Raw genomic sequence first — 22,606 nt, 5'->3', positions numbered from 1 at the left:
CCCCGGTTATTGGCGAAAGGCGAGCTTCGCGCCATAATCACTGTTTTTAAACCCGAAAAGGCGGTTAATACCATGGAGATACGCGTTTTTCGCCAGGAAGATTTCGAAGAGGTGATCACCCTTTGGGAGCGCTGCGATCTGCTGCGTCCGTGGAACGATCCGGAAATGGATATCGAACGTAAGGTGAATCACGACGTCAGTCTGTTTCTGGTCGCGGAAGTCAACGGCGAGGTTGTGGGGACGGTCATGGGCGGTTATGACGGCCACCGCGGCTCGGCCTATTATCTGGGCGTCCACCCCGAATACCGTGGCCGCGGCATCGCCAATGCGCTGCTGAACCGGCTCGAGAAGAAGCTGATCGCTCGCGGCTGCCCGAAAATCCAGATCATGGTGCGGGAAGATAACGACGTGGTACTGGGCATGTATGAGCGTCTGGGCTACGAGCATTCTGACGTGCTGAGTTTAGGAAAGCGTCTGATCGAAGATGAAGAGTACTGAGATCCACCCGGCAGACTATGACGCGCAGGGCCGCGTCAGGCTGCCCTTTTTATTCTGGTGCGTTCTGCTGCTTCAGGCCCGGACCTGGGTGCTGTTTGTAATGGCCGCCGCGTCGCGCGGGCAGGGCGACACGCTGCTGAATCTCTTTTATCCCGATCATGACGCCTTCTGGCTCGGCTTGCTGCCGGGCGTACCGGCGGTGGTCGCTTTTTTATGCAGCGGACGGCGGCATGCGATCCCACGTTTCTGGGGCGCGCTTCGCTGGCTGCTGATCCTCGCCCAGATTGCGCTGCTCTTCTGGCAGCCGGTACTCTGGTGGTACGGTGAACCGCTGACGGGTACCGGCGTTGCGCTAGTGGTTGCCGATATTGTGGCGCTGTTGTGGCTGCTGACCAACCCGCGTCTTCGCGCCTGTTTTGTCCATCAGGATGATTAATCCGGCACTTTTTGCCGATGTCGCACTCCAACAAGCGTTGATTTAACAAGAAAGGACGTTTCAATGAAATCGCTGCGTTTATTTTTATGCGCTCTCCCGCTGGCGTTGACCGGCTGTTCGACGCTCTCCTCCATTAACTGGTCCGCCGCCTATCCGTGGAACTGGTTTGGCTCATCAACGGAAGTCACCGAGCAGGGCGTGGGGAAAATTACCGCCGCGACGGCGCTGGATCAGGACGCTATTCAGGATGCGCTCAGCGGCGATTATCGCCTGCGCAGCGGCATGAAAACGGAGAATGGCAATATTGTTCGCTATTACGAAGCGCTGAAGGGCGACAAGCTGGCGCTGGTGATCAACGGCGATAAAGGCACCGTAAACCGTATCGCTGTGATGGATGAAGATATTCCGACGGCGAGCGGTGTAAAGGTGGGTACGCCGTTCAGCGACCTTTATAAGCAGGCTTTTGGCAACTGCACCAGTGCGCCGTCTGACGACAAGGTTGCGGTGGAATGTAAGGCCGAAGGCATCCAGCACATCAGCTATGTCTTCACCGGAACCTGGAGCGGTCCGGAAGGACTGATGCCGTCTGACGACACGCTCAAGAGCTGGAAAGTGAGCAAAATACTCTGGAAGCAGTAATTTGCGCCTGAACAAACCGCCTCGCTGAAATCCGGGTATAATAGCCGCCATCAATGCCACGCTGACGTGGCATCTTTATTTCAGGAGGAGCGATGTCTCAGGTTCAGAGTGGCATTTTGCCAGAACATTGCCGCGCGGCGATTTGGATTGAAGCCAATGTTAAAGGGGACGTGGATGCCCTGCGTGCGGCCAGTAAAGCGTTTGTTGATAAGCTGGCAACCTTCCAGGCCAAATTCCCGGAAGCCCACCTCGGCGCCGTTGTTGCCTTTGGCAATAACGTCTGGCGTCAGCTGAGCGGTGGTGAAGGGGCGGAAGAGCTGAAAGACTTCATCCCTTACGGCAAAGGTCTGGCTCCGGCAACTCAGTACGACGTGCTGATCCATATTCTCTCCCTGCGTCACGACGTGAACTTCTCCGTTGCCCAGGCGGCAGTAGCGGCCTTTGGCGACAGCATTGAGGTGCAGGAAGAGGTTCACGGCTTCCGCTGGGTGGAAGAGCGCGATCTGAGCGGCTTCGTCGACGGCACCGAAAACCCGGCGGGTGAAGAGACGCGTCGTGAAGTCGCGGTAATCAAAGACGGCGTGGACGCGGGCGGCAGCTACGTGTTCGTGCAGCGCTGGGAGCACAATCTCAAGCAGCTTAACCGCATGAGCGTGCACGATCAGGAGATGATGATTGGCCGCACTAAAGAAGCCAACGAAGAGATCGACGGCGACGACCGTCCTGTAACCTCTCACCTGTCCCGCGTTGATCTCAAAGAAGACGGAAAAGGGCTGAAGATTGTTCGCCAGAGCCTGCCGTACGGTACCGCCAGCGGCACGCACGGCCTCTACTTCTGCGCCTACTGCGCGCGCCTCTATAACATTGAGCAGCAGCTGCTGAGCATGTTCGGTGATACCGACGGCAAGCGCGACGCCATGCTCCGCTTCACCAAACCGGTGACCGGCGGCTACTACTTTGCGCCGTCCGTTGAGCGTCTGCTGGCGCTGTAATGTCCTTTCTCCCTCTCCCTGCGGGAGAGGGCTGGGGTGAAGGCATCAGGCCTCACCCTTATTCCCTTTTCTGCTTCTAAATCACCAAACGGTATATAAAACCGTTACTCCTTTCATCCCCGTTATAAATATTATGACTATAAGATAGTCATCACATTTATAAGGGTGCGCAATGGCCGTTACTGTACTGAAAAAAGGAACTCTGGCGCTGGCAGGTTTACTGCTGGTGGCACAGGCGCAGGCGACTGAACTGTTGAACAGTTCGTATGACGTCTCCCGCGAGCTGTTTGCCGCCCTTAATCCACCGTTCGAACAGCAGTGGGCGAAAGATAATAACGGCGACAAGCTGACCATCAAGCAGTCCCACGCCGGGTCGTCTAAGCAGGCGCTGGCGATTTTGCAGGGCCTGAAGGCGGATGTGGTGACCTACAACCAGGTGACTGACGTGCAGATCCTGCACGACAAAGGCAAGCTGATCCCAGCGGACTGGCAGAGCCGACTGCCGAACAACAGCTCCCCATTCTATTCCACCATGGGCTTCCTGGTGCGTAAGGGCAACCCGAAGAATATCCACGACTGGAGCGATCTGGTGCGTTCCGACGTGAAGCTGATTTTCCCGAACCCAAAAACTTCCGGTAACGCGCGTTATACCTATTTAGCCGCGTGGGGCGCGGCGGACAAGGCTGACGGTAACGATAAAGCAAAAACCGAGCAGTTCATGACCCAGTTCCTGAAAAACGTCGAAGTGTTTGATACCGGCGGCCGCGGGGCGACAACGACCTTCGCGGAGCGCGGTCTCGGCGACGTGCTGATCAGCTTTGAATCGGAAGTGAATAACATCCGCAAACAGTACGAAGCGCAGGGCTTCGAGGTCGTTATCCCGAAAACCAACATCCTGGCCGAGTTCCCGGTGGCGTGGGTGGATAAAAACGTGCAGGCAAACGGTACCGAGAAAGCGGCAAAAGCCTATCTCAACTACCTGTACAGCCCGCAGGCGCAGACCATCATTACCGATTACTACTACCGCGTGAACAACCCGGACGTGATGAACAAGCTGAAAGATAAGTTCCCGCAGACCGATTTGTTCCGCGTGGAAGATCATTTCGGCTCCTGGCCTGATGTGATGAAAACGCATTTTGCCAGCGGCGGTGAGTTAGACAAACTGCTGGCGGCGGGGCATAAGTAATGTTTGCAGTTTCGACAAAACGCGTGCTGCCGGGCTTTACCTTAAGCCTCGGGACCAGCTTGCTGTTCGTCTGCCTGATCCTGCTGTTGCCGCTCAGCGCGCTGGTGATGCAGCTTGCTCAGATGAGCTGGGCGCAGTACTGGGACGTGGTCACCAACCCGCAGGTGGTGGCGGCCTACAAGGTGACGCTGCTGTCGGCGTTTGTTGCCTCCATTTTTAACGGCGTGTTTGGCCTGCTGATGGCGTGGATCTTAACCCGCTATCGCTTCCCGGGCCGCACGCTGCTTGACGCTCTGATGGATCTGCCGTTTGCGCTGCCGACGGCGGTGGCAGGCTTAACCCTCGCGTCGCTCTTCTCTGTGAACGGGCTGTACGGCGAGTGGCTGGCGAAATTTGATATCAAAGTGACCTACACCTGGCTCGGTATCGCGGTGGCGATGGCCTTTACCAGCATCCCGTTTGTGGTTCGTACCGTGCAGCCGGTGCTGGAAGAGTTGGGCCCGGAATACGAAGAAGCGGCTGAAACGCTCGGCGCCACGCGCTGGCAGAGCTTCCGCAAGGTGGTTCTGCCGGAGCTCTCTCCGGCGCTGATGGCGGGCGTCGCGCTGTCGTTTACCCGCAGCCTCGGTGAGTTCGGCGCGGTGATTTTTATCGCCGGGAACATCGCCTGGAAAACAGAAGTCACCTCGCTGATGATTTTCATCCGTTTGCAGGAGTTTGATTATCCGGCGGCGAGCGCGATTGCCTCGGTGATTCTCGCGGCCTCGCTGCTGCTGCTGTACTCGATTAACACTCTGCAAAGTCGCTTTGGTCGACGTGTGGTAGGTCACTGATGGCGGAAGTTACGCAATTGAAGCGATACGATGCACCCCGCATCAACTGGGGTAAATGGTTTCTGATTGGGGCGGGCGTGCTGGTTTCCGCCCTCATTCTCGTCGTGCCGACGGTTTATATCTTCGTTCAGGCGTTCAGCAAGGGCTTGATGCCCGCGCTGGAAAACCTGGCGAACCCGGATATGCTGCATGCCATCTGGCTGACGGTGCTGATTGCGCTGATCACCGTGCCGGTGAACCTCGTGTTCGGGACCCTGCTGGCCTGGCTGGTGACCCGCTTTAACTTCCCGGGACGTCAGCTGCTGCTGACCCTGCTGGACATTCCTTTCGCCGTATCGCCGGTGGTGGCGGGTCTGGTGTACCTGCTCTTTTACGGCTCCAACGGTCCGTTGGGCGGCTGGCTGGACGAGCATAACCTGCAGATCATGTTCGCCTGGCCGGGCATGGTGCTGGTCACCATCTTCGTGACCTGTCCGTTTGTGGTGCGTGAGCTGGTGCCGGTGATGTTAAGCCAGGGGAGCAACGAAGACGAAGCGGCGGTGCTGCTGGGCGCTTCCGGCTGGCAGATGTTCCGTCGCGTGACGCTGCCGAATATCCGCTGGGCGCTGCTTTACGGCGTGGTGCTGACCAACGCCCGCGCGATTGGTGAGTTCGGCGCCGTGTCCGTCGTCTCCGGCTCTATCCGGGGTGAAACCCTGTCGCTGCCGCTCCAGATTGAGCTGCTGCAGCAGGACTACAACACCATCGGCTCGTTTACTGCCGCAGCGTTGCTGACGCTGATGGCCATCTTGACCCTGTTTTTGAAGAGTGTGGTGCAGTGGCGTTTAGAAAATCAGGAAAAACGTCAGCATCAGGAGGGAAATCATGAGCATTGAGATTGCCAATATTAAGAAGTCTTTTGGTCGCACCCAGGTGCTGAATGATATCTCGCTGGATATCCCTTCCGGACAAATGGTGGCGCTGCTGGGGCCGTCCGGCTCGGGCAAAACCACGCTGCTGCGTATTATCGCCGGGCTTGAGCATCAGACCAGCGGGCACATCCGCTTCCACGGCACCGACGTGAGCCGCCTGCACGCCCGCGATCGTAAAGTAGGCTTTGTGTTCCAGCATTACGCGCTGTTCCGCCACATGACCGTGTTCGACAACATTGCGTTTGGCCTGACCGTGCTGCCGCGTCGCGAACGTCCGGATACGGCAACCATTAAGGCCAAAGTGACCAAACTGCTGGAGATGGTGCAGCTGGCTCACCTGGCGGACCGTTTCCCGGCCCAGCTGTCCGGCGGGCAGAAACAGCGCGTGGCGCTGGCGCGCGCGCTGGCCGTTGAGCCGCAAATTCTGCTGCTGGATGAACCCTTCGGCGCGCTGGATGCGCAGGTGCGTAAAGAGCTGCGCCGCTGGCTGCGTCAGCTGCATGAAGAGCTGAAATTCACCAGCGTCTTCGTGACCCACGATCAGGAAGAGGCGATGGAAGTTGCGGATCGCGTGGTGGTCATGAGCCAGGGCAACATTGAGCAGGTTGACGAGCCGGAGCAGCTCTGGCGTGAACCGGCGACCCGCTTCGTGCTGGAGTTTATGGGCGAGGTAAACCGTCTGCAGGGCACTATTCGCGGTGGACAGTTCCACGTGGGCGCGCACCGCTGGCCGCTGGGCTATACCTCCGCGCATCAGGGGCCGGTCGATCTGTTCCTGCGTCCGTGGGAGGTGGACGTGAGCCGCCGAACCAGCCTGGATTCACCGCTGCCGGTGCAGGTGCTGGAAGCTAGCCCTAAAGGGCACTACACCCAATTGGTGCTACAGCCGCTGGGCTGGCATACCGAGCCGCTGACCGTGGTCATGCGCGACGACGTGCCGCCGCACCGGGGTGAGCGCCTGTTTGTCGGGCTGCAGCACGCCCGGATTTATCACGGGAAGGAGCGCATCGAGACGCGCGAGGATATTGCTCTGGCGGAGTCAGCCTGATAGGTTAGGATTACGTAGTTTTGCCGGGTGGCGCTGCGCTTACCCGGCCTACAATATGACGTCTGTAGGCCCGGTAAGCGAAGCGCCACCGGGCTTTTTATTGGACAGCGATCATGAATACATTAGAACACACCATCGGCAACACTCCTCTGGTCAAGCTTCAGCGCATGGGTCCGGACAACGGCAGCGAAATCTGGGTCAAACTCGAAGGCAATAACCCGGCGGGGTCGGTGAAAGACCGAGCGGCGCTGTCGATGATTGTCCAGGCCGAAAAACGCGGAGAAATTAAGCCAGGCGACGTGCTGATAGAGGCCACCAGCGGCAATACCGGTATCGCCCTGGCGATGATTGCGGCGCTGAAAGGCTACCGCATGAAGCTGCTGATGCCGGACAACATGAGTCAGGAGCGCCGCGCCGCGATGCGTGCCTACGGGGCCGAGCTGATTCTGGTGACCAAAGAGCAGGGAATGGAAGGTGCGCGCGACCTGGCGTTAGAAATGGCCGAGCGCGGCGAAGGTAAACTGCTCGATCAGTTCAACAATCCGGACAACCCGTACGCGCACTACACCACCACCGGCCCGGAAATCTGGCAGCAAACCGACGGGCGTATCACCCATTTTGTCTCCAGCATGGGCACCACCGGCACCATTACCGGCGTATCGCGTTTTCTGCGCGAGCAGGAAAAAGCCGTCACCATCGTTGGCCTCCAGCCGGAAGAGGGGAGCAGCATTCCGGGTATTCGCCGCTGGCCGGCGGAGTATATGCCCGGCATCTTTAATGCGCAGCTGGTGGACCAGGTGCTGGATCTTCACCAGCGCGAGGCGGAAAATACCATGCGTGAGCTGGCCGTGCGCGAAGGTATCTTCTGCGGCGTCAGTTCGGGCGGCGCGGTAGCGGGTGCGATTCGGGTAGCGCAGGCAAACCCGGGTGCCGTAGTGGTGGCGATTATTTGCGATCGCGGCGATCGCTATCTGTCTACCGGCGTCTTTGGTGAAGAGAGTTATTCGCAGGGGGCGGGGATTTAAGCGTCATGGAGATGATTCTATTCCGGGATAATACCCGGGCGCAGCAAACCGACATTGTCGCCGTGCAGTCGCAGGTGGTTTACGGCAGCGTGGGGAACAGCATTGCGGTACCGAATATTCGTACCCACAGGCTGAACGTTACCGCCGTGCCGACGGTACTGTTTAGCAACACGCCGCACTACGACACGTTTTATGGTGGAGTGATCCCCGATGAGTGGTTCAGCGGCTATCTTAAGGCACTGGAAGAGCGCGAGATCCTGCGCGAACTTAAAGCGGTCACCACCGGCTATATGGGCAGCGCCAGCCAGATCGTCCTGCTGGCTCAATGGCTGAAGGCGGTCAAAGCGCAGCATCCTGACCTGCTGGTGCTGGTCGACCCGGTTATCGGCGATATCGACAGCGGTATGTACGTAAAGCCTGAGATCCCGCAGGCGTATCGGGAACACCTGCTGCCGCTGGCGCAGGGGATTACGCCGAACGTCTATGAGCTGGAAGTGTTAAGCGGCAAACCGTGCCGTACGCCGGAAAGCGCCATCGAGGCGGCGCAGGGACTGCTCTCCGATAGCCTGAAATGGGTGGCGATCACCAGCGCGCCGGTGGCCGATGACCCGCAAAATATCCACGTGGTGCTGGTGACGAATGAAGGCGTGACCGTCAGCGCGCATCCGCGCGTTGAAACCGATCTGAAAGGGACGGGCGACCTGTTCTGTTCAGAGCTGGTGAGCGGAATTGTTGAGGGGAAAACCGTTGCTGATGCCATTCGCATGGCGGGCGATCGGGTGACTGACGTGATGCTCTATACCCAGTCGAAAGGCTACGACGAGCTTATCCTACCGGCATAAACAAAATGGCGCCCGAAGGCGCCATTTTTCTGTGCGGCAAGAATTACTTCTTGATGCGGATAACCGGGGTTTCACCCACGGTGACGCTACCAGACAGTTTGATCAGTTCTTTGATTTCGTCCATGTTGGAGATAACAACCGGCGTCAGGGTAGACTTGGCTTTTTCTTCCAGCAGTGGCAGATCGAATTCAATCACCGGGTCGCCAACTTTAACACGCTGGCCTTCTTCCGCGATACGTTTGAAGCCTTCGCCTTTCAGTTCAACGGTGTCGATACCGAAGTGAACGAACAGTTCGATACCGCTATCAGATTCGATAGAGAACGCATGGTTGGTTTCAAAAATTTTACCGATGGTGCCGTCAACTGGAGCAACCATTTTGTTGCCAGTTGGTTTGATAGCAATGCCATCACCAACGATTTTCTCAGCAAACACTACATCCGGCACGTCTTCGATGTTGACGATCTCGCCGGAGAGCGGAGCAACAATCTCAATAGTTCCGGAGTCTTTCTTATCATCAGAAACCAGAGATTTCAGTTTATCGAACAAACCCATGATCTTCTCCTAAGCAGTAATTTGGGCCGCATCTCGTGGATTAGCAGATTGTTTTTTCTTCAATGAACTTGTTAACCAGCGTCATTAACTCGTCCGTTGTCGGTTGAGCAAGAGCCTGCTCTGCTAACACCTTCGCATCTTCGAAGTTCGTGTTACGGATAATCTTCTTAATGCGCGGTATGGAAATGGCGCTCATAGAGAATTCGTCCAGACCCATACCCAGCAACAGAAGTGTAGCACGTTCGTCGCCTGCAAGCTCACCACACATGCCAGTCCATTTACCTTCTGCATGAGAAGCATCAATAACTTGCTTGATCAAGTTCAGTACGGACGGTGACATTGGCTGGTAGAGATGTGAAATCATATCATTACCACGGTCAACTGCCAGGGTGTACTGCGTTAAATCATTGGTGCCGATACTAAAGAAATCAACTTCTTTGGCTAAATGACGCGCAATGGTCGCCGCCGCAGGTGTTTCCACCATCACGCCGATCTCGATTGACTCGTCAAACGCTTTACCTTCGTCGCGCAGTTCCTGTTTGTAGATTTCGATCTCTTTCTTCAGTGCACGCACTTCTTCAACAGAGATGATCATCGGGAACATGATGCGCAGTTTACCGAAAGCAGAGGCACGCAGGATCGCGCGAACCTGGTCACGCAGGATCTCTTTACGATCCATCGCGATACGGATTGCACGCCAGCCCAGGAACGGGTTCTCTTCTTTCGGGAAGTTCATGTACGGCAGCTCTTTGTCGCCACCGATGTCCATGGTACGGACGATAACCGCCTGAGAGCCACACGCTTCGGCCACGGCTTTATAAGCAGCAAACTGCTCTTCTTCCGTTGGCAGCGCGTCGCGGTCCATGAACAGGAATTCTGTACGATAGAGACCGACGCCTTCCGCACCGTTGCGCTCAGCGCCGTCAACGTCGCGGACGGTACCGATGTTTGCGCACACTTCTACCTGATGGCCGTCCAGGGTGATGGCTGGCAGGTCTTTCAGCTTAGCGAGTTCCGCTTTTTCAGTCGCAACCTGCTCCTGAACCGCGCGCAGTTTATCGATCTCTTCATTGGTTGGGTTGACGTAAACCAGATTGTTTACGGCATCCAGAATCAGATAGTCGCCGTTTTTCACCTGAGAGGTGACGCTACCGGTACCCACGATGGCAGGCAGTTCCAGAGAGCGCGCCATGATAGAGGTGTGGGAGGTACGGCCACCCGCGTCGGTGATGAAACCGAGGACCTTTTTCAGGTTCAGCTGTGCGGTTTCAGACGGGGTGAGGTCAGCGGCAACCAGGATAACTTCATCCTGAATCGCGCTCAGGTCGATGATGGCCAGACCCAGGATGTTGCGCAGCAGGCGCTTACCGATGTCACGTACGTCAGCCGCACGCTCTTTCAGGTATTCATCATCCAGTTCTTCCAGGGCAGTTGCCTGACCTTCGATAACTTCATGCGCAGCCGCGTCGGCCGTCATGCCTTTATCTTTAATCAGGGCTATGATTTCCTGCTCCAGCTCCTCATCTTCGAGCAGCATGATGTGCCCTTCGAAGATGGCTTCTTTTTCTTCACCGAAAGTTTCGCCAGCTTTAGTTTTGATTGCTTCCAGTTGCGCAGATGCCTTGGCACGACCGCTCAGAAAACGTTCAACTTCCTGATCAACCTTGTCGGCAGAAATTTTTTTCCGGTCGATGACGATCTCGTCTTCTTTCAGCAGCAGTGCTTTGCCGAAAGCGATACCCGGGGATGCTAAAATGCCTGAAATCATAACCCTACCTTACTTGTGACTGATATTTAAAAGAACCCGGAAACTTACTCGAGCTCAGCCATCAGTTTTACCAGATGCTCAACTGCTTTCTGCTCGTCTTCACCTTCTGCAGAGATGGTGACAACGGTGCCCTGAGTCAGGCCCAGAGTCTGCAGTTTGAACAGGCTTTTTGCGCTCGCGCTTTTGCCGTTGGAAGTCACAGTGATTTCAGAAGTGAAGCCTTTTGCTTCTTTAACAAACTGAGCAGCAGGGCGGGTGTGCAGACCGTTCGGAGCGGTAATGGTAACTTCTTGCTGGAACATTGTATTTCCCCAACTTATAGGTTTAGTGTTGTGGAACTAAAGTCTAGCCTGGCGACTGAACTTTAGCCTGTATTGTTAGCGCTGACGTTTCGATCGTCATTAAACATTATGCAGCGAAAGCAAGACTTGAACCAAATCATAAAATCGATTCAGCAAGGCTATTTCATTCACCGATTAATTTCACGCATCAAAATAATTGCTGGTTTAAATACCAGACCCAACGGGGTGAAGCAATGCCAGGAGGGGCAAAAGTTTGAAGCAGGCCACAAAAAAGCACCTGAAAAGGTGCTTTTTTACGCGTTATTAACATGCTGGCACTACTGTTGCAGTTCTTTTTCGGTAAACAGATCGGCAAACAGTGCGGTGCTCAGGTAACGCTCGCCCGAAGAAGGAAGGATAACCACAATATTTTTGTTGGTTAAGGCTTCATCTTCCTGAAGCTTGAGTGCTGCCGCAACGGCTGCACCGGAAGAGATACCCGCCAGAATGCCTTCTTCATCCATCAGGCGACGCGCGGTAGAAATGGCTTCTTCGTTAGTGATGGTCACCACTTTATCGATTAGCTTCAGATCCAGGTTGCCCGGAATGAAGCCTGCGCCAATACCCTGAATTTTATGCGGGCCTGGTTTAAGCTCTTCACCCGCCAGTGCCTGGGTGATAACCGGTGAGTCAGTCGGCTCAACGGCAACGGTGATCAGGTCTTTTTTACCTTTGGTGCCTTTAATATAGCGTGACACGCCGGTCAGCGTACCGCCGGTACCCACGCCGGAGATAAAGACGTCAACCTGGCCGTCGGTATCTTCCCAGATTTCCGGACCGGTGGTCTTCTCGTGAATTTCCGGGTTAGCCGGGTTGCTGAACTGCTGCAGCAGCAGATATTTCGCCGGATCGCTGGCCACAATCTCTTCAGCTTTCTGAATGGCACCCTTCATGCCCTTCGCGCCTTCGGTCAGCACCAGGTTCGCGCCCAGCGCTTTGAGCAGCTTACGACGCTCAATGCTCATGGTTTCTGGCATGGTCAGCGTCAGCTTGTAGCCACGCGCGGCAGCCACATAGGCCAGAGCGATACCGGTGTTACCGCTGGTCGGTTCCACCAGCTCAACGCCAGGCTTCAGTACGCCACGTTTTTCAGCATCCCAAATCATGTTTGCACCGATACGGCATTTTACGCTGAAGCTCGGGTTACGTGATTCGACCTTCGCCAGAATGCGTCCATTACCGATACGGTTCAGTCGAACCAGGGGCGTATGACCGATAGTCAGCGAGTTGTCTTCATAAATCTTACTCATGGCCTGTCCTTAACTGTATGAAATTGGGATACCGACCCAGCATACCTGTTGAGCAGGTAGGGGGAAGTAAGGAATTCGCATATCTATATACTGCAAGGAAATAATGGGGATCAGTATGGAATAAGGGGCGGCATAAGCCACCCCTGCTTTACACATTTTTGCATTATTTCCATAACGCGTGCTTAGCGCGGTAGCAGTCGACCCACATCGCCGTCGCGCCGCAGACGGCGACGGGCATGATGAACAGATTCAGGAAGGGAATCATGGTGAACAGGCTGGTCAGCGCGCCAAACTGCATGTTGGCGACCTTCTGGCTTCGCAGGGCAGTGCGCATCTCTTTAAACGGCACCTTGTGGTTATCGAACGGATAGTCGCAATACTGGATGGCCAGCATCCAGGCGCTGAACAGGAACCACAGCACCGGCGCCACCGTCTGACCAATGCCTGGCACAAAGTAGAGGATAAGCAGCACAATCGCGCGGGGCAGGTACCAGGCAAACTTCTGCCACTCGCGCTTCATGATGCGTGGCAGGTCTTTCATGATCCCCAGCACGCCCGTGTCTGGCGGCGTCGCGCCGGTAAGCCGCGCTTCAAGCTGTTCCGCCAGCAGACCGTTAAACGGTGCGGCTATCCAGTTGGCAATCGTCGAAAAGAAGTACCCAAACACCAGCAGCACGGAGATTACCGCCACCGGCCAGAGCAGATAGTTAAGCCACTGCAGCCAGTCCGGCACGTAACTCATCAGCGACGGGATCCAGCTCTCCAGCTTTGTGAACAGCCACCAGAACGCGCCGCCCATCAGAATAATGTTGATCAATAGCGGCAGGATCACGAAGCGTCGAATCCCCGGCAGGGAGACCAGTTTCCAGCCCTGAGAAAAATACCAGACGCCGCTGCGCGGGGGAGAAGAAGATGTTGAAACCATAACCAGGCTGTACTCCTTTTTACACAACCAGTGGAATTGCCCGCCTATATTATCCACTTACGGAGCAATGACCAGTTCGGAAATGTTCGAAAAACCAGCAAAAAGCACGATTTCCTTCATCTTTATGCTGTGAATGCTCTGCACACACTTGCACTTGACGTAAACGGCAAATACTCTTAGTGAGTAAATGTTTGCCGTGGTGGCAAGGTGTTAGAACAACAGAGAATATAATGATGCAGGATTTGCGTCTGATATTAATCATTGTTGGCGCGATCGCCATAATCGCTTTACTGGTACATGGTTTCTGGACCAGCCGTAAAGAGCGTTCCTCGATGTTCCGCGATCGCCCACTGAAGCGCATGAAGTCCAGTCGTGACGACGATGACAGTGAAGATGACATCGACGGCAGCGATGACGACGGCGTGGGTGAAGTTCGTGTTCATCGGGTCAATACTGCGCCCGGCGCAGGCCATGGGGAGCATGAAGCGCCTCGTCCTTCGCAGCACCAGTATCAACCGCCGTATGCTTCTGCACAGCCGCGCCAGCCAGCGCCGCAGCCTGTGGAAGAGCCGGTGCGCCAGCCGCCGCAACAGCCTGTCTATCAGCAGCCTGCTGCGCCACAGCCGGTTCAACAGCAGCCGGTGCAGCAGCCCGTGCAGCAACAGCCTGCTCAGCCGGTACAACAACCGCAGCAGCCTGTTCACGTACAGCCTGCGCCTCAGCCTGCTCCGGCCCCGCACGTTGAGCCTGAGCCCGTTGTAGAGCCAGAGCCGGTTGTTGAAAAACCACAGCGTAAAGAAGCGGTGATCATCATGAACGTGGCCGCGCATCACGGCAGCCATCTTAACGGTGACGTGCTGCTCAACAGTATTCAACAGGCAGGATTCAAGTTTGGCGATATGAACATTTTCCATCGCCATCTTAGCCCTGACGGTAGCGGTCCGGCGCTGTTCAGCCTGGCCAACATGGTTAACCCCGGCACCTTTGATCCGGAAATGACCGGTGATTTCGTGACCCCGGGCGTCACTATCTTTATGCAGGTGCCTTCTTACGGCGACGAGCTGCAAAACTTTAAGCTGATGCTGCAGTCCGCTCAGCACATCGCTGACGAAGTCGGCGGTGTGGTGCTTGACGATCAGCGTCGAATGATGACCCCGCAGAAGCTGCGCGAGTATCAGGACCGCATCCGCGAAGTTAAGGAAGCTAACGCGTAATCGTCGCGTTTACTTCAACTCCTCCTCAACCCCCGCCTGTCGGGGGTTTTTTCTCATTGATGGTGCGATATGGACTCAATCGAACAACAACTCACTGAACTGCGAACCACGCTTCGCCATCATGAATACCTCTATCATGTTATGGACGCGCCGGAAGTCCCGGATGCCGAATATGACCGCCTGATGCGCGAGCTGCGTGAATTAGAGGCGCAGCATCCGGAGCTTATCACGCCGGATTCCCCCACCCAGCGCGTCGGCGCTGAGCCGCTGGGCGCTTTCAGCCAGGTGCGCCATGAGGTGCCGATGCTGTCGCTGGATAACGTCTTCGATGAAGAGAGCTTCCTCGCGTTTAACAAGCGCGTGCAGGATCGCCTGAAAAGCAGCGACTCCCTCACCTGGTGCTGCGAGCTCAAGCTGGATGGCCTGGCGGTCAGCCTTCTCTACGAAAACGGCGTGCTGGTGCGCGCCGCGACGCGTGGCGACGGTACAACGGGCGAAGATATCACCACCAACGTGCGTACCATACGCGCGATCCCGCTGAAGCTGCAGGGTGACAACATTCCCGCACGTCTGGAAGTGCGCGGCGAGGTGTTCCTGCCCCAGGCGGGCTTCGAGAAAATTAACGAAGAGGCGCGTCGCACCGGCGGGAAGGTGTTTGCTAACCCGCGTAATGCGGCGGCAGGCTCTCTGCGCCAGCTTGATCCACGTATCACCGCGAAGCGACCGCTTACTTTCTTCTGCTACGGCGTCGGTATTCTGGAGGGCGGCGAGCTGCCGGATACGCACCTCGGACGTCTGCTGCAGTTTAAAGCGTGGGGCCTGCCGGTGAGCAACCGCGTTCAGCTCTGCGACTCGCCGGAAGCGGTGCTGGCGTTCTACCACAAGGTGGAAGAGGACCGCCCGACGCTCGGTTTTGATATTGATGGCGTCGTCATCAAGGTGAATTCACTGGCGCTGCAGGAGCAGCTGGGCTTTGTGGCCCGCGCGCCTCGCTGGGCGGTGGCGTTTAAATTCCCTGCTCAGGAGCAGATGACCGTCGTTCGCGACGTGGAGTTCCAGGTTGGCCGTACGGGGGCGATTACCCCGGTCGCCCGTCTGGAGCCCGTGCAGGTCGCGGGCGTGCTGGTGAGTAATGCCACGTTGCATAACGCCGATGAAATCGAACGCCTCGGCCTGCGCATTGGTGACAAAGTGGTGATTCGCCGCGCGGGCGACGTTATCCCACAGGTGGTTAACGTCGTGGAGTCAGAACGTCCTGCCGATACGCGCGAGATCGTCTTCCCGACCCACTGCCCGGTGTGCGGCTCCGACGTTGAGCGTGTGGAAGGCGAAGCGGTGGCGCGCTGTACGGGAGGCTTAATCTGTGGTGCGCAGCGTAAAGAGTCGCTGAAGCACTTCGTCTCCCGTCGGGCGATGGACGTCGACGGCATGGGCGACAAGATTATCGATCAGCTGGTTGAGAAAGAGTATGTCCATACGCCAGCGGATCTCTTCAGGCTGACGGCAGGAAAACTGACCGGCCTGGATCGCATGGGGCCAAAGTCAGCCCAGAATGTGGTTAACGCGCTCGAAGCCGCCAAAGAAACCACCTTTGCCCGCTTCCTGTACGCGCTGGGCATTCGTGAAGTGGGTGAGGCAACGGCGGCGGGCCTGGCGGCGTACTTTGGTACGCTGGAGGCGCTGGAAAAGGCTAGCATCGACGAGCTGCAGAAAGTCCCTGACGTTGGCATTGTGGTTGCCACGCACGTCTTTAACTTCTTCGCCGAAGAGAGCAACCGTGAAGTTATCGGCAAGCTGCTGGAAGAGGGCATTAAGTGGCCCGCGCCGGTAGTGGTTAACGCCGAAGAGATCGACAGCCCGTTCGCCGGTAAAACGGTAGTCCTGACCGGCAGCCTGAGCCAGCTTTCACGCGACGATGCGAAAGCGCGCCTGGTGGCGCTGGGGGCCAAAGTGGCGGGCAGCGTGTCGAAGAAAACCGACCTGGTGATCGCCGGGGAAGCGGCGGGCTCGAAGCTGGCGAAAGCACAGGAGCTCGGCATTGAGGTTATCGACGAAGCGGAAATGATGCGTCTGTTAGGAGAGTAACGTGGAGAAAGAACAGCTCGTTGAGATTGCCAATACTGAGATGCCGTTCGGTAAATACAAGGGCCGCAGGCTGATTGATTTGCCGGAGGAGTATCTGCTGTGGTTTGCCCGTAAGGATGAATTCCCGGCAGGGCGACTGGGCGAGCTGATGGCTATCACGTTACTGATCAAAACCGAGGGGCTGACCCAGCTGGTTCAGCCCCTGAAACGTCCTTAAGCCTTCGCGGCGCGGGTCTCTTCCTGCGCCAGCTTTTCGGTCTGGCGCTTGTAGCGACGCGCCAGCACCGCGCAGACCATCAGCTGGATCTGGTGGAAAATCATCAGAGGCAGCACCATCATCCCAATCACCGAGGTCGGGAACAGAATGTTGGCCATCGGGATACCGTTCGCCAGGCTCTTTTTGGAACCGCAGAAGACAATGGTGATTTCATCCGCTTTGCTGAAGCCGCACCTGCGTGCCACAAAGACGTTTACCGCAATCACAATCGCCAGCAGGACGAGGCTGACCACCACGATAAACAGCAGCGAGCCTGCGCCCACCTTATGCCAGATCCCGTTCACAACCGCTTCGCTGAAGGCGGAATAGACCACCAGCAGAATCGACGACTGGTCGGTTTTTGAGATCCATTTCTTGTGCTTAGCCACGAACGCCCCGGTCCATGGACGGGATAGATGCCCCAGGACAAACGGCAGCAGCAGCTGCAGGCAAATTTTTCCAACCTGCTCGAGATTGCCTTCCGCGCCGTGCATGTTCATCAGCAGGCCCACCAGCAGCGGGGAAACGAAAATCCCTAACAGGCTGGATGCCGATGCCGAGCAGACCGCGGCCGCAACGTTTCCTCCCGCGAGAGAGGTAAAGGCAATGGCGGACTGCACGGTAGCCGGCAGAATACAGAGATACAGGAAACCGGTGTAGAGCGCCGGGTCGACGTTAACCGGCGCCCACCAGGCAAACAGCACTCCGAGGATTGGGAACAGAATGAACGTGCTGCACATCACCCAGAGATGCAGCCGCCAGTGGCTACCGCCGGCAATAATCGCTTCGCGGGAGAGTTTTGCACCGTGCATAAAGAACAGCAGCGCGATGGCGGCCGTCGTCAGCCCTTCAAAAAACGGGACGAAGGCCCCGCGGGCGGGGAAAAACGAGGCCAGTAAAACGGTAACCACCAGGGTAAGCGTGAACGGATCAAGAATACGAAATAGTTTCATAATGACTCCTGAAATCAGATATCGCTATTGTGCTTTTTTCCATTTGAGAAATAAAATTGATTTATTGCATCCATTCATGAATGAAACAGATGAATTATTCCTTACGTCAGCTTCGTATTTTCGTCACCGTCGCTCACGCCCGCAGCTTTAGCCGGGCAGGCGAGAAGATTGGCCTGAGCCAGTCGGCGGTCAGCCACAGCGTGAAAGAGCTGGAGAATCAGACCGGGGTGAAGTTGCTTGACCGCACCACGCGCGAAGTGGTGCTGACCGAAGCGGGGCAGCAGCTGGCCCTGCGCCTCGAACGGCTGCTGGATGAGCTAAACAGCACGCTCAGAGACGTGGGGAGACTGGGGCAGCAGCTTTCGGGGACCGTGCGCGTCGCGGCCAGCCAGACAATCTCTGCGCACCTTATCCCTCAGTGTATTGCCGAGGGAAGCCACCGCTATCCGGATATTGATTTTGTCCTGCATGACAGGCCGCAGCAGTGGGTGCTGGAGAGCATCCGCCAGGGCGATGTGGATTTTGGTATTGTGATCGATCCCGGCCAGGCGAGCGATCTGGCGTGTGAAAGCGTACTTTCCGAGCCATTCTTGCTGCTCTGCCGTGACGACGATCCGCTGGCCACGTTGCCGGAGGTCAGCTGGCAGTCCCTGCAGGGCGCGAACCTGGTTTTACAGGATTATGCCTCGGGCAGTCGTCCGCTGATTGATTCCGCGCTGGTGAATCAGGGCGTAAAGGCAACGATCGTGCAGGAGATTGGTCACCCGGCGACGCTGTTTCCCATGGTGGAAGCCGGCATTGGCATCAGCGTGTTGCCCGCCCTTGCGCTTCCCCTGCCGCAGGGAAGCCGGCTTGCCGTCAGGCGATTAACGCCCGCTGTTGAGCGAAAGCTGATGCTGGTGCGGCGAAAAAATCGCTCACTCTCGGGGGCGGCGCAGGCTATCTGGGAAGTGGTGCGTATCCAGGCACAACGATTAACCGAAGCCCGCATACGCGACCCACTGTTTAACGCATCAGAAGATTAGATGTAGATATCAATCTGATTATTGTCTGAAGGGTTATTCACACCTTCCACTTTGCCCAGCTTTTGATCCTGCTTCTTTTGGGCCTCTTCTGCCTGCTGGCGCTGCAGCGCGGCGAGCTGTGCCTGCAGCACTTTGAGCTGGGTCTGAATAAGCTCCTGCTGCTTCTTCTTCTCATCGGTGCTGATGGGGCTGTTCGCCAGCTCTTTTAACTGCTGAGTCAGCTTTTTGATCTTGTCAAGAATACGGGTGATTTGCGTAGCGATATCGTTACTGCTGGAAGTTCCACTCGCGCCGCTGGTTTGAATCTGTTGGGTTGAAGCCTGAATGGTCGTCATACTTTTTCCTCGCGTTATAAAACAGAGGTATCGGCACTAACGGGATTAGCTTGAGCAAAACTGCCATATCTGGCAGGGAGTTACATCGATACACAATCAGTATTGATGAAGCGATGAAAGTGTACTGGAAGGCGGAAGTAGACAAACTGCAGATAGCAAAAAGGCGCCTTTAGGGCGCCTTTCTACATTGGTGGGTCGTGCAGGATTCGAACCTGCGACCAATTGATTAAAAGTCAACTGCTCTACCAACTGAGCTAACGACCCGAAATGGTGGGCGATGACGGGCTCGAACCGCCGACCCCCTCCGTGTAAAGGAGATGCTCTACCAACTGAGCTAATCGCCCATTTCGGAACTACTGCGATAAGGCGAGAATGGTGGGCGATGACGGGCTCGAACCGCCGACCCCCTCCGTGTAAAGGAGATGCTCTACCAACTGAGCTAATCGCCCAATCTCAATTCTTATCTACACTGCGAGTCTACCGAAGTAGATGGTGGGTGATGACGGGCTCGAACCGCCGACCCCCTCCGTGTAAAGGAGATGCTCTACCAACTGAGCTAATCACCCCCGCTGTGTGGAGTCGCATTATAGGGAGAGTTGAAAATGAGTCAACGCATTTTCTAAAGTTTTTATTCGTTCGTCGTAAAATTAAACAAAACGATCGCGAAACGGGCTATGGCGCATGATTTCTAAACAAAAATCGCAAACTCGGTCACGATAAAGGGATCAACATTGAGGATTCCCCCCACAGTGATAGAATATTGCCCATCGTTTTTTTCCCCCAGGATTTGCCGATTGCCGGCATCTTTATAACGTAAGGCCATTTCATGAAAATCAAAACTCGCTTCGCGCCGAGCCCGACAGGCTATCTGCACGTCGGTGGTGCACGTACCGCTCTCTATTCCTGGCTTTTTGCACGCCACAACAAAGGTGAGTTCGTGCTGCGTATTGAAGACACCGATCTTGAGCGCTCCACGCCAGAAGCAATTGAAGCCATTATGGATGGGATGAACTGGCTGAATCTGGAATGGGATGAAGGTCCTTACTTCCAGACCAAACGCTTTGACCGCTATAACGCTGTCATTGATGAGATGCTGGTCGCGGGCACGGCGTATAAATGCTACTGCTCTAAAGAGCGTCTGGATGAACTGCGAGAAGCGCAGATGGCTAACGGTGAAAAGCCGCGTTATGACGGCCGCTGCCGCCACGACCATAGCGAGCATGCTGCTGATGAGCCTTGCGTGGTGCGTTTTGCTAACCCGCAAGAGGGCTCGGTGATCTTTGACGACCAGATCCGTGGCCCAATTGAATTCAGCAACCAGGAGCTGGACGATCTGATCATCCGTCGTACCGACGGTTCTCCAACCTACAACTTCTGCGTTGTGGTTGACGACTGGGATATGGAAATTACCCACGTTGTCCGTGGTGAAGACCATATCAACAATACGCCACGTCAGATTAACATCCTTAAAGCGCTGAACGCCCCTGTGCCTGTCTATGCGCACGTCTCCATGATCAACGGTGATGACGGGAAAAAACTGTCTAAACGTCACGGTGCGGTAAGCGTTATGCAGTATCGCGACGACGGCTATCTGCCGGAAGCGCTGCTGAACTATCTGGTGCGTCTGGGCTGGGCCCACGGTGACCAGGAGATCTTCAGCCGCGAAGAGATGATCGAACTGTTCTCTCTGAGCTCTGTAAGCAAATCAGCGAGCGCATTTAATACCGACAAGCTCCTGTGGCTGAACCATCACTATATCAATACCATGCAGCCTGAATATGTAGCGACGTATCTGCAGTGGCACATTGAGCAGGCAAAGATTGATACCCGCACTGGCCCTGAGCTGGCGGACCTGGTGAAACTCCTCGGCGAGCGCTGCAAAACGCTGAAAGAGATTGCCGAAAGCTGCCGCTACTTCTATGAAGAGTTTGATGAGTTCGACGCGGACGCCGCGAAGAAGCACCTCCGTCCGGTTGCGCGTCAGCCGCTGGAAGTGGTGCGTGACAAGCTGGCTGCACTCACCGAGTGGACCGCTGAGAATGTGCATCACGCCATTCAGGCGACGGCAGACGAGCTGGAAGTCGGTATGGGTAAAGTCGGCATGCCACTGCGCGTTGCAGTGACCGGGGCGGGTCAGTCTCCGGCGCTGGATGTGACGGTTCACGCGATCGGCAAGTCACGCAGCGTGGCGCGCATTAACAAGGCGCTGGACTTTATCGCTGAACGTGAAAATCAGCAGTAATTAGGCCTCAGATAAAAAACGGCAGGGTAACCTGCCGTTTTTTTATGCTTCTTATTCCGTGAGACCGAGCCGCGTAAGAAAGCCGTGTATGCCTTCGCGTTTCAATAAGGCGTCCAGACGCCTCTGCTCTGGCTGAGTCATACTCTCCAGCGTCTCTATAATGCCCGGAGACAGGTTTGAAGAGGGTTCACTGTATGAAGCGGTGACCTCAGCGAGATGGTAAACCGCCTGACGGTTACGGATTGCAGGGAGGCTCATAATATGTTGCTTCACGCGCGCATCAATATGAATGAGCCGCGCGCGACCACCCTTCACGCCGTTGAGGCCTTCGGTTTTCCATCCCTGCTGGCGTATCCAGCGATTAACCGTTTGTCTGGCAACGCCCAAACTCTCCGCCAGCTCTTCCGTGGTCATTTTGCTGCGTAATTTTTTCATATCAGTTCTGATCGCGAATCCCTAAACGTTGCAACAAGCCGGTAATCCCTTCCCGTATTAACAGCGATGTCATCTGCTTCTGCTCTTCCGGCGTCATTTCATTGGCCAGCGTCAGGAGCAGCGTGTGAAGCGAACTATCATGACTGACGCCTTCTGGCAGTTCGGACGTTTCACTTGCCCGACGTGCGCTGCGGATAAAGTCACGGACTTTTTCGTTCACATGTACCAGGCGAGCTTTCCCGCCCTGGACGCCTGGTTTTGGTGATGTAATCCAACCCTCTTTGCGTACCCATTTATTGATGGTCTGGCGGCTATAGCCAGTGAGGAGGGCTAACTCTTCTGGCGTCATTCGTTCCTTGATCATGCAATTTCCTGAATATCAGTGGGGTTAATTAACGGCTCATTTTATAGCACCGTTTTACGTGAAAACGTGACAGGCTTAACTCCTAGCTGCGAGCAGGCTCGCAAAGTGATTCATTTGCATGATTTTTCGGCGATTGAATGGCTGGGATTGATTTTGCCGTTGACACTCCGCGGCGGAATTCATATTATGCCGCCCGTCAACATGACAGCTTTACGATGGGGCTATAGCTCAGCTGGGAGAGCGCTTGCATGGCATGCAAGAGGTCAGCGGTTCGATCCCGCTTAGCTCCACCAAACTCTGAACCCAACAGAGTGCGGTCAGTAAAGTCACATGTGGGGCTATAGCTCAGCTGGGAGAGCGCTTGCATGGCATGCAAGAGGTCAGCGGTTCGATCCCGCTTAGCTCCACCAAAATTGTAAACCCTCGTCAAAAGACGAGGGTTTTTTTTAT

At 55.9% G+C, this 22,606-nt stretch carries 24 protein-coding genes and 6 tRNA genes; 17 read left to right on the top strand and 13 right to left on the bottom strand.

What is annotated here, in order from left to right; genetic code table 11:
• Positions 1–72: 72 nt before the first annotated feature.
• The 10 genes from ACMGGX_RS03880 (at position 73) to pdxK (ending at position 8,410) form a co-directional block, all read left to right on the top strand.
• Positions 73–498 carry a GNAT family acetyltransferase gene (locus ACMGGX_RS03880; RefSeq protein ID WP_023308738.1) on the top strand — a complete coding sequence of 142 codons (426 nt, stop codon included), beginning with the start codon at positions 73–75 and terminating at the stop codon, positions 496–498.
• Positions 485–934, top strand: coding sequence for a DUF2919 domain-containing protein (locus ACMGGX_RS03875; RefSeq protein WP_181593604.1), 450 nt, complete (start codon positions 485–487; stop codon positions 932–934). Before ACMGGX_RS03880 ends, ACMGGX_RS03875 begins: the two co-directional genes overlap by 14 nt.
• Before the next feature lie 63 nt (positions 935–997).
• Positions 998–1,573 carry an RpoE-regulated lipoprotein gene (locus ACMGGX_RS03870; RefSeq protein ID WP_420298070.1) on the top strand — a complete coding sequence of 192 codons (576 nt, stop codon included), beginning with the start codon at positions 998–1,000 and terminating at the stop codon, positions 1,571–1,573.
• 92 nt (positions 1,574–1,665) lie between these two features.
• The gene (locus ACMGGX_RS03865; RefSeq protein WP_181593602.1) at positions 1,666–2,565 is read left to right on the top strand and encodes a Dyp-type peroxidase; all 900 of its coding nucleotides are present in this window, start codon (positions 1,666–1,668) and stop codon (positions 2,563–2,565) included.
• Between the two features lie 172 nt (positions 2,566–2,737).
• A complete protein-coding gene (locus ACMGGX_RS03860; protein WP_023308734.1) occupies positions 2,738–3,751 on the top strand; it encodes a sulfate ABC transporter substrate-binding protein in 1,014 nt (337 codons plus the stop codon).
• On the top strand, positions 3,751–4,584 hold the full coding sequence (cysT, locus tag ACMGGX_RS03855; protein ID WP_004123378.1) for a sulfate/thiosulfate ABC transporter permease CysT: 834 nt from the start codon (positions 3,751–3,753) through the stop codon (positions 4,582–4,584). The genes ACMGGX_RS03860 and cysT overlap by 1 nt, the downstream gene beginning before the upstream one ends.
• On the top strand, positions 4,584–5,459 hold the full coding sequence (cysW, locus tag ACMGGX_RS03850; RefSeq protein WP_023308733.1) for a sulfate/thiosulfate ABC transporter permease CysW: 876 nt from the start codon (positions 4,584–4,586) through the stop codon (positions 5,457–5,459). The genes cysT and cysW overlap by 1 nt, the downstream gene beginning before the upstream one ends.
• Positions 5,449–6,543: a sulfate/thiosulfate ABC transporter ATP-binding protein CysA gene (gene cysA / locus ACMGGX_RS03845; RefSeq protein ID WP_420298069.1), complete on the top strand. Its 1,095-nt coding sequence runs from the start codon at positions 5,449–5,451 to the stop codon at positions 6,541–6,543. Before cysW ends, cysA begins: the two co-directional genes overlap by 11 nt.
• A 113-nt stretch (positions 6,544–6,656) precedes the next feature.
• Positions 6,657–7,568: a cysteine synthase CysM gene (gene cysM / locus ACMGGX_RS03840; protein WP_032643539.1), complete on the top strand. Its 912-nt coding sequence runs from the start codon at positions 6,657–6,659 to the stop codon at positions 7,566–7,568.
• A 5-nt stretch (positions 7,569–7,573) separates the two neighbouring features.
• Positions 7,574–8,410, top strand: coding sequence for a pyridoxine/pyridoxal/pyridoxamine kinase (pdxK, locus tag ACMGGX_RS03835; protein ID WP_420298068.1), 837 nt, complete (start codon positions 7,574–7,576; stop codon positions 8,408–8,410).
• A 43-nt stretch (positions 8,411–8,453) separates the two neighbouring features.
• On the opposite strand, the gene crr is transcribed toward pdxK, so the two are convergent.
• The 5 genes from crr to cysZ all read right to left on the bottom strand — a co-directional run bounded on the left by crr (position 8,454) and on the right by cysZ (position 13,247).
• Positions 8,454–8,963 carry a PTS glucose transporter subunit IIA gene (gene crr / locus ACMGGX_RS03830; protein WP_003861316.1) on the bottom strand — a complete coding sequence of 170 codons (510 nt, stop codon included), beginning with the start codon at positions 8,961–8,963 and terminating at the stop codon, positions 8,454–8,456.
• Between the two features lie 40 nt (positions 8,964–9,003).
• On the bottom strand, positions 9,004–10,731 hold the full coding sequence (gene ptsI, locus ACMGGX_RS03825; protein ID WP_023332954.1) for a phosphoenolpyruvate-protein phosphotransferase PtsI: 1,728 nt from the start codon (positions 10,729–10,731) through the stop codon (positions 9,004–9,006).
• Positions 10,732–10,775: 44 nt separating this feature from the next.
• Positions 10,776–11,033 carry a phosphocarrier protein Hpr gene (gene ptsH / locus ACMGGX_RS03820; RefSeq protein WP_000487600.1) on the bottom strand — a complete coding sequence of 86 codons (258 nt, stop codon included), beginning with the start codon at positions 11,031–11,033 and terminating at the stop codon, positions 10,776–10,778.
• Between the two features lie 317 nt (positions 11,034–11,350).
• On the bottom strand, positions 11,351–12,322 hold the full coding sequence (gene cysK / locus ACMGGX_RS03815) for a cysteine synthase A (protein WP_420298067.1): 972 nt from the start codon (positions 12,320–12,322) through the stop codon (positions 11,351–11,353).
• A 163-nt stretch (positions 12,323–12,485) separates the two neighbouring features.
• Positions 12,486–13,247 carry a sulfate transporter CysZ gene (gene cysZ, locus ACMGGX_RS03810; RefSeq protein ID WP_023308728.1) on the bottom strand — a complete coding sequence of 254 codons (762 nt, stop codon included), beginning with the start codon at positions 13,245–13,247 and terminating at the stop codon, positions 12,486–12,488.
• Between the two features lie 230 nt (positions 13,248–13,477).
• On the opposite strand from cysZ, the gene zipA reads away from it, so the two are divergent.
• The 3 genes from zipA to ACMGGX_RS03795 all read left to right on the top strand — a co-directional run bounded on the left by zipA (position 13,478) and on the right by ACMGGX_RS03795 (position 16,763).
• Positions 13,478–14,461, top strand: coding sequence for a cell division protein ZipA (gene zipA, locus ACMGGX_RS03805; protein ID WP_023308727.1), 984 nt, complete (start codon positions 13,478–13,480; stop codon positions 14,459–14,461).
• Positions 14,462–14,530: 69 nt separating this feature from the next.
• The gene (gene ligA / locus ACMGGX_RS03800) at positions 14,531–16,546 is read left to right on the top strand and encodes an NAD-dependent DNA ligase LigA (protein WP_063440615.1); all 2,016 of its coding nucleotides are present in this window, start codon (positions 14,531–14,533) and stop codon (positions 16,544–16,546) included.
• A 1-nt stretch (position 16,547) separates the two neighbouring features.
• Complete coding sequence (locus ACMGGX_RS03795; RefSeq protein ID WP_003861328.1) at positions 16,548–16,763, top strand: DUF3820 family protein; 216 nt, start codon at positions 16,548–16,550, stop codon at positions 16,761–16,763.
• Here ACMGGX_RS03795 and ACMGGX_RS03790 read toward each other — a convergent pair.
• Entirely contained in the window at positions 16,760–17,755 is a 996-nt protein-coding gene (locus ACMGGX_RS03790; RefSeq protein ID WP_047647131.1) for a bile acid:sodium symporter family protein, read from the bottom strand. The two genes, ACMGGX_RS03795 and ACMGGX_RS03790, sit on opposite strands and share 4 nt — an antisense overlap.
• Positions 17,756–17,844: 89 nt before the next feature.
• Between ACMGGX_RS03790 and ACMGGX_RS03785 the strand changes: the two genes are divergently transcribed.
• Positions 17,845–18,780: a LysR family transcriptional regulator gene (locus ACMGGX_RS03785; RefSeq protein WP_181595208.1), complete on the top strand. Its 936-nt coding sequence runs from the start codon at positions 17,845–17,847 to the stop codon at positions 18,778–18,780.
• Here the strand turns inward: ACMGGX_RS03785 and ACMGGX_RS03780 are convergent.
• The 5 genes from ACMGGX_RS03780 to ACMGGX_RS03760 form a co-directional block, all read right to left on the bottom strand.
• The gene (locus tag ACMGGX_RS03780; protein ID WP_039263694.1) at positions 18,777–19,115 is read right to left on the bottom strand and encodes a FlxA-like family protein; all 339 of its coding nucleotides are present in this window, start codon (positions 19,113–19,115) and stop codon (positions 18,777–18,779) included. The two genes, ACMGGX_RS03785 and ACMGGX_RS03780, sit on opposite strands and share 4 nt — an antisense overlap.
• Positions 19,116–19,303: 188 nt before the next feature.
• Positions 19,304–19,379 (bottom strand) — tRNA-Lys (locus tag ACMGGX_RS03775).
• A gap of 4 nt (positions 19,380–19,383) precedes the next feature.
• Positions 19,384–19,459, bottom strand: a tRNA-Val gene (locus tag ACMGGX_RS03770).
• 29 nt (positions 19,460–19,488) lie between these two features.
• Positions 19,489–19,564 (bottom strand) — tRNA-Val (locus ACMGGX_RS03765).
• 41 nt (positions 19,565–19,605) lie between these two features.
• Positions 19,606–19,681: transfer RNA gene (locus ACMGGX_RS03760), tRNA-Val, on the bottom strand.
• A 260-nt stretch (positions 19,682–19,941) separates the two neighbouring features.
• Between ACMGGX_RS03760 and gltX the strand changes: the two genes are divergently transcribed.
• A complete protein-coding gene (gltX, locus tag ACMGGX_RS03755; RefSeq protein WP_029742100.1) occupies positions 19,942–21,357 on the top strand; it encodes a glutamate--tRNA ligase in 1,416 nt (471 codons plus the stop codon).
• Between the two features lie 51 nt (positions 21,358–21,408).
• Here gltX and ACMGGX_RS03750 read toward each other — a convergent pair whose 3' ends face one another.
• Both ACMGGX_RS03750 and ACMGGX_RS03745 read right to left on the bottom strand, forming a co-directional pair.
• Positions 21,409–21,792: a YfeC-like transcriptional regulator gene (locus tag ACMGGX_RS03750; protein WP_420298066.1), complete on the bottom strand. Its 384-nt coding sequence runs from the start codon at positions 21,790–21,792 to the stop codon at positions 21,409–21,411.
• Between the two features lies 1 nt (position 21,793).
• Positions 21,794–22,156 carry a YfeC-like transcriptional regulator gene (locus tag ACMGGX_RS03745; RefSeq protein ID WP_420298065.1) on the bottom strand — a complete coding sequence of 121 codons (363 nt, stop codon included), beginning with the start codon at positions 22,154–22,156 and terminating at the stop codon, positions 21,794–21,796.
• A gap of 217 nt (positions 22,157–22,373) precedes the next feature.
• On the opposite strand from ACMGGX_RS03745, the gene ACMGGX_RS03740 reads away from it, so the two are divergent.
• Positions 22,374–22,449: transfer RNA gene (locus ACMGGX_RS03740), tRNA-Ala, on the top strand.
• Between the two features lie 41 nt (positions 22,450–22,490).
• Positions 22,491–22,566: transfer RNA gene (locus tag ACMGGX_RS03735), tRNA-Ala, on the top strand.
• Positions 22,567–22,606: the final 40 nt, after the last annotated feature.

The sequence above is a fragment of the Enterobacter sp. BNK-29 genome (genome assembly GCF_048684785.1).
Taxonomy (GTDB): domain Bacteria; phylum Pseudomonadota; class Gammaproteobacteria; order Enterobacterales; family Enterobacteriaceae; genus Enterobacter; species Enterobacter cloacae_M.
The sequence above is the reverse complement of the archived record's forward strand: the minus strand, read 5'-3'. Positions and strand labels throughout refer to the sequence as shown.

Excerpts from the sequence above, each read along its gene's own strand:
- ACMGGX_RS03860 (WP_023308734.1), top strand. The coding sequence starts at position 2,738 with ATGGCCGTTACTGTACTGAAAAAAGGAACTCTGGCGCTGGCAGGTTTA.
- ACMGGX_RS03875 (WP_181593604.1), top strand. The coding sequence starts at position 485 with ATGAAGAGTACTGAGATCCACCCGGCAGACTATGACGCGCAGGGCCGC.
- ligA (WP_063440615.1), top strand. The coding sequence starts at position 14,531 with ATGGACTCAATCGAACAACAACTCACTGAACTGCGAACCACGCTTCGC.
- ACMGGX_RS03790 (WP_047647131.1), bottom strand. The coding sequence starts at position 17,755 with ATGAAACTATTTCGTATTCTTGATCCGTTCACGCTTACCCTGGTGGTT.
- ACMGGX_RS03870 (WP_420298070.1), top strand. The coding sequence starts at position 998 with ATGAAATCGCTGCGTTTATTTTTATGCGCTCTCCCGCTGGCGTTGACC.
- ACMGGX_RS03865 (WP_181593602.1), top strand. The coding sequence starts at position 1,666 with ATGTCTCAGGTTCAGAGTGGCATTTTGCCAGAACATTGCCGCGCGGCG.
- gltX (WP_029742100.1), top strand. The coding sequence starts at position 19,942 with ATGAAAATCAAAACTCGCTTCGCGCCGAGCCCGACAGGCTATCTGCAC.
- ACMGGX_RS03750 (WP_420298066.1), bottom strand. The coding sequence starts at position 21,792 with ATGAAAAAATTACGCAGCAAAATGACCACGGAAGAGCTGGCGGAGAGT.
- cysW (WP_023308733.1), top strand. The coding sequence starts at position 4,584 with ATGGCGGAAGTTACGCAATTGAAGCGATACGATGCACCCCGCATCAAC.
- crr (WP_003861316.1), bottom strand. The coding sequence starts at position 8,963 with ATGGGTTTGTTCGATAAACTGAAATCTCTGGTTTCTGATGATAAGAAA.
- ACMGGX_RS03785 (WP_181595208.1), top strand. The coding sequence starts at position 17,845 with ATGAATTATTCCTTACGTCAGCTTCGTATTTTCGTCACCGTCGCTCAC.
- cysA (WP_420298069.1), top strand. The coding sequence starts at position 5,449 with ATGAGCATTGAGATTGCCAATATTAAGAAGTCTTTTGGTCGCACCCAG.
- cysM (WP_032643539.1), top strand. The coding sequence starts at position 6,657 with ATGAATACATTAGAACACACCATCGGCAACACTCCTCTGGTCAAGCTT.
- cysK (WP_420298067.1), bottom strand. The coding sequence starts at position 12,322 with ATGAGTAAGATTTATGAAGACAACTCGCTGACTATCGGTCATACGCCC.
- ACMGGX_RS03745 (WP_420298065.1), bottom strand. The coding sequence starts at position 22,156 with ATGATCAAGGAACGAATGACGCCAGAAGAGTTAGCCCTCCTCACTGGC.
- pdxK (WP_420298068.1), top strand. The coding sequence starts at position 7,574 with ATGGAGATGATTCTATTCCGGGATAATACCCGGGCGCAGCAAACCGAC.
- ACMGGX_RS03780 (WP_039263694.1), bottom strand. The coding sequence starts at position 19,115 with ATGACGACCATTCAGGCTTCAACCCAACAGATTCAAACCAGCGGCGCG.
- ACMGGX_RS03880 (WP_023308738.1), top strand. The coding sequence starts at position 73 with ATGGAGATACGCGTTTTTCGCCAGGAAGATTTCGAAGAGGTGATCACC.
- cysZ (WP_023308728.1), bottom strand. The coding sequence starts at position 13,247 with ATGGTTTCAACATCTTCTTCTCCCCCGCGCAGCGGCGTCTGGTATTTT.
- ptsI (WP_023332954.1), bottom strand. The coding sequence starts at position 10,731 with ATGATTTCAGGCATTTTAGCATCCCCGGGTATCGCTTTCGGCAAAGCA.
- cysT (WP_004123378.1), top strand. The coding sequence starts at position 3,751 with ATGTTTGCAGTTTCGACAAAACGCGTGCTGCCGGGCTTTACCTTAAGC.
- ptsH (WP_000487600.1), bottom strand. The coding sequence starts at position 11,033 with ATGTTCCAGCAAGAAGTTACCATTACCGCTCCGAACGGTCTGCACACC.
- zipA (WP_023308727.1), top strand. The coding sequence starts at position 13,478 with ATGATGCAGGATTTGCGTCTGATATTAATCATTGTTGGCGCGATCGCC.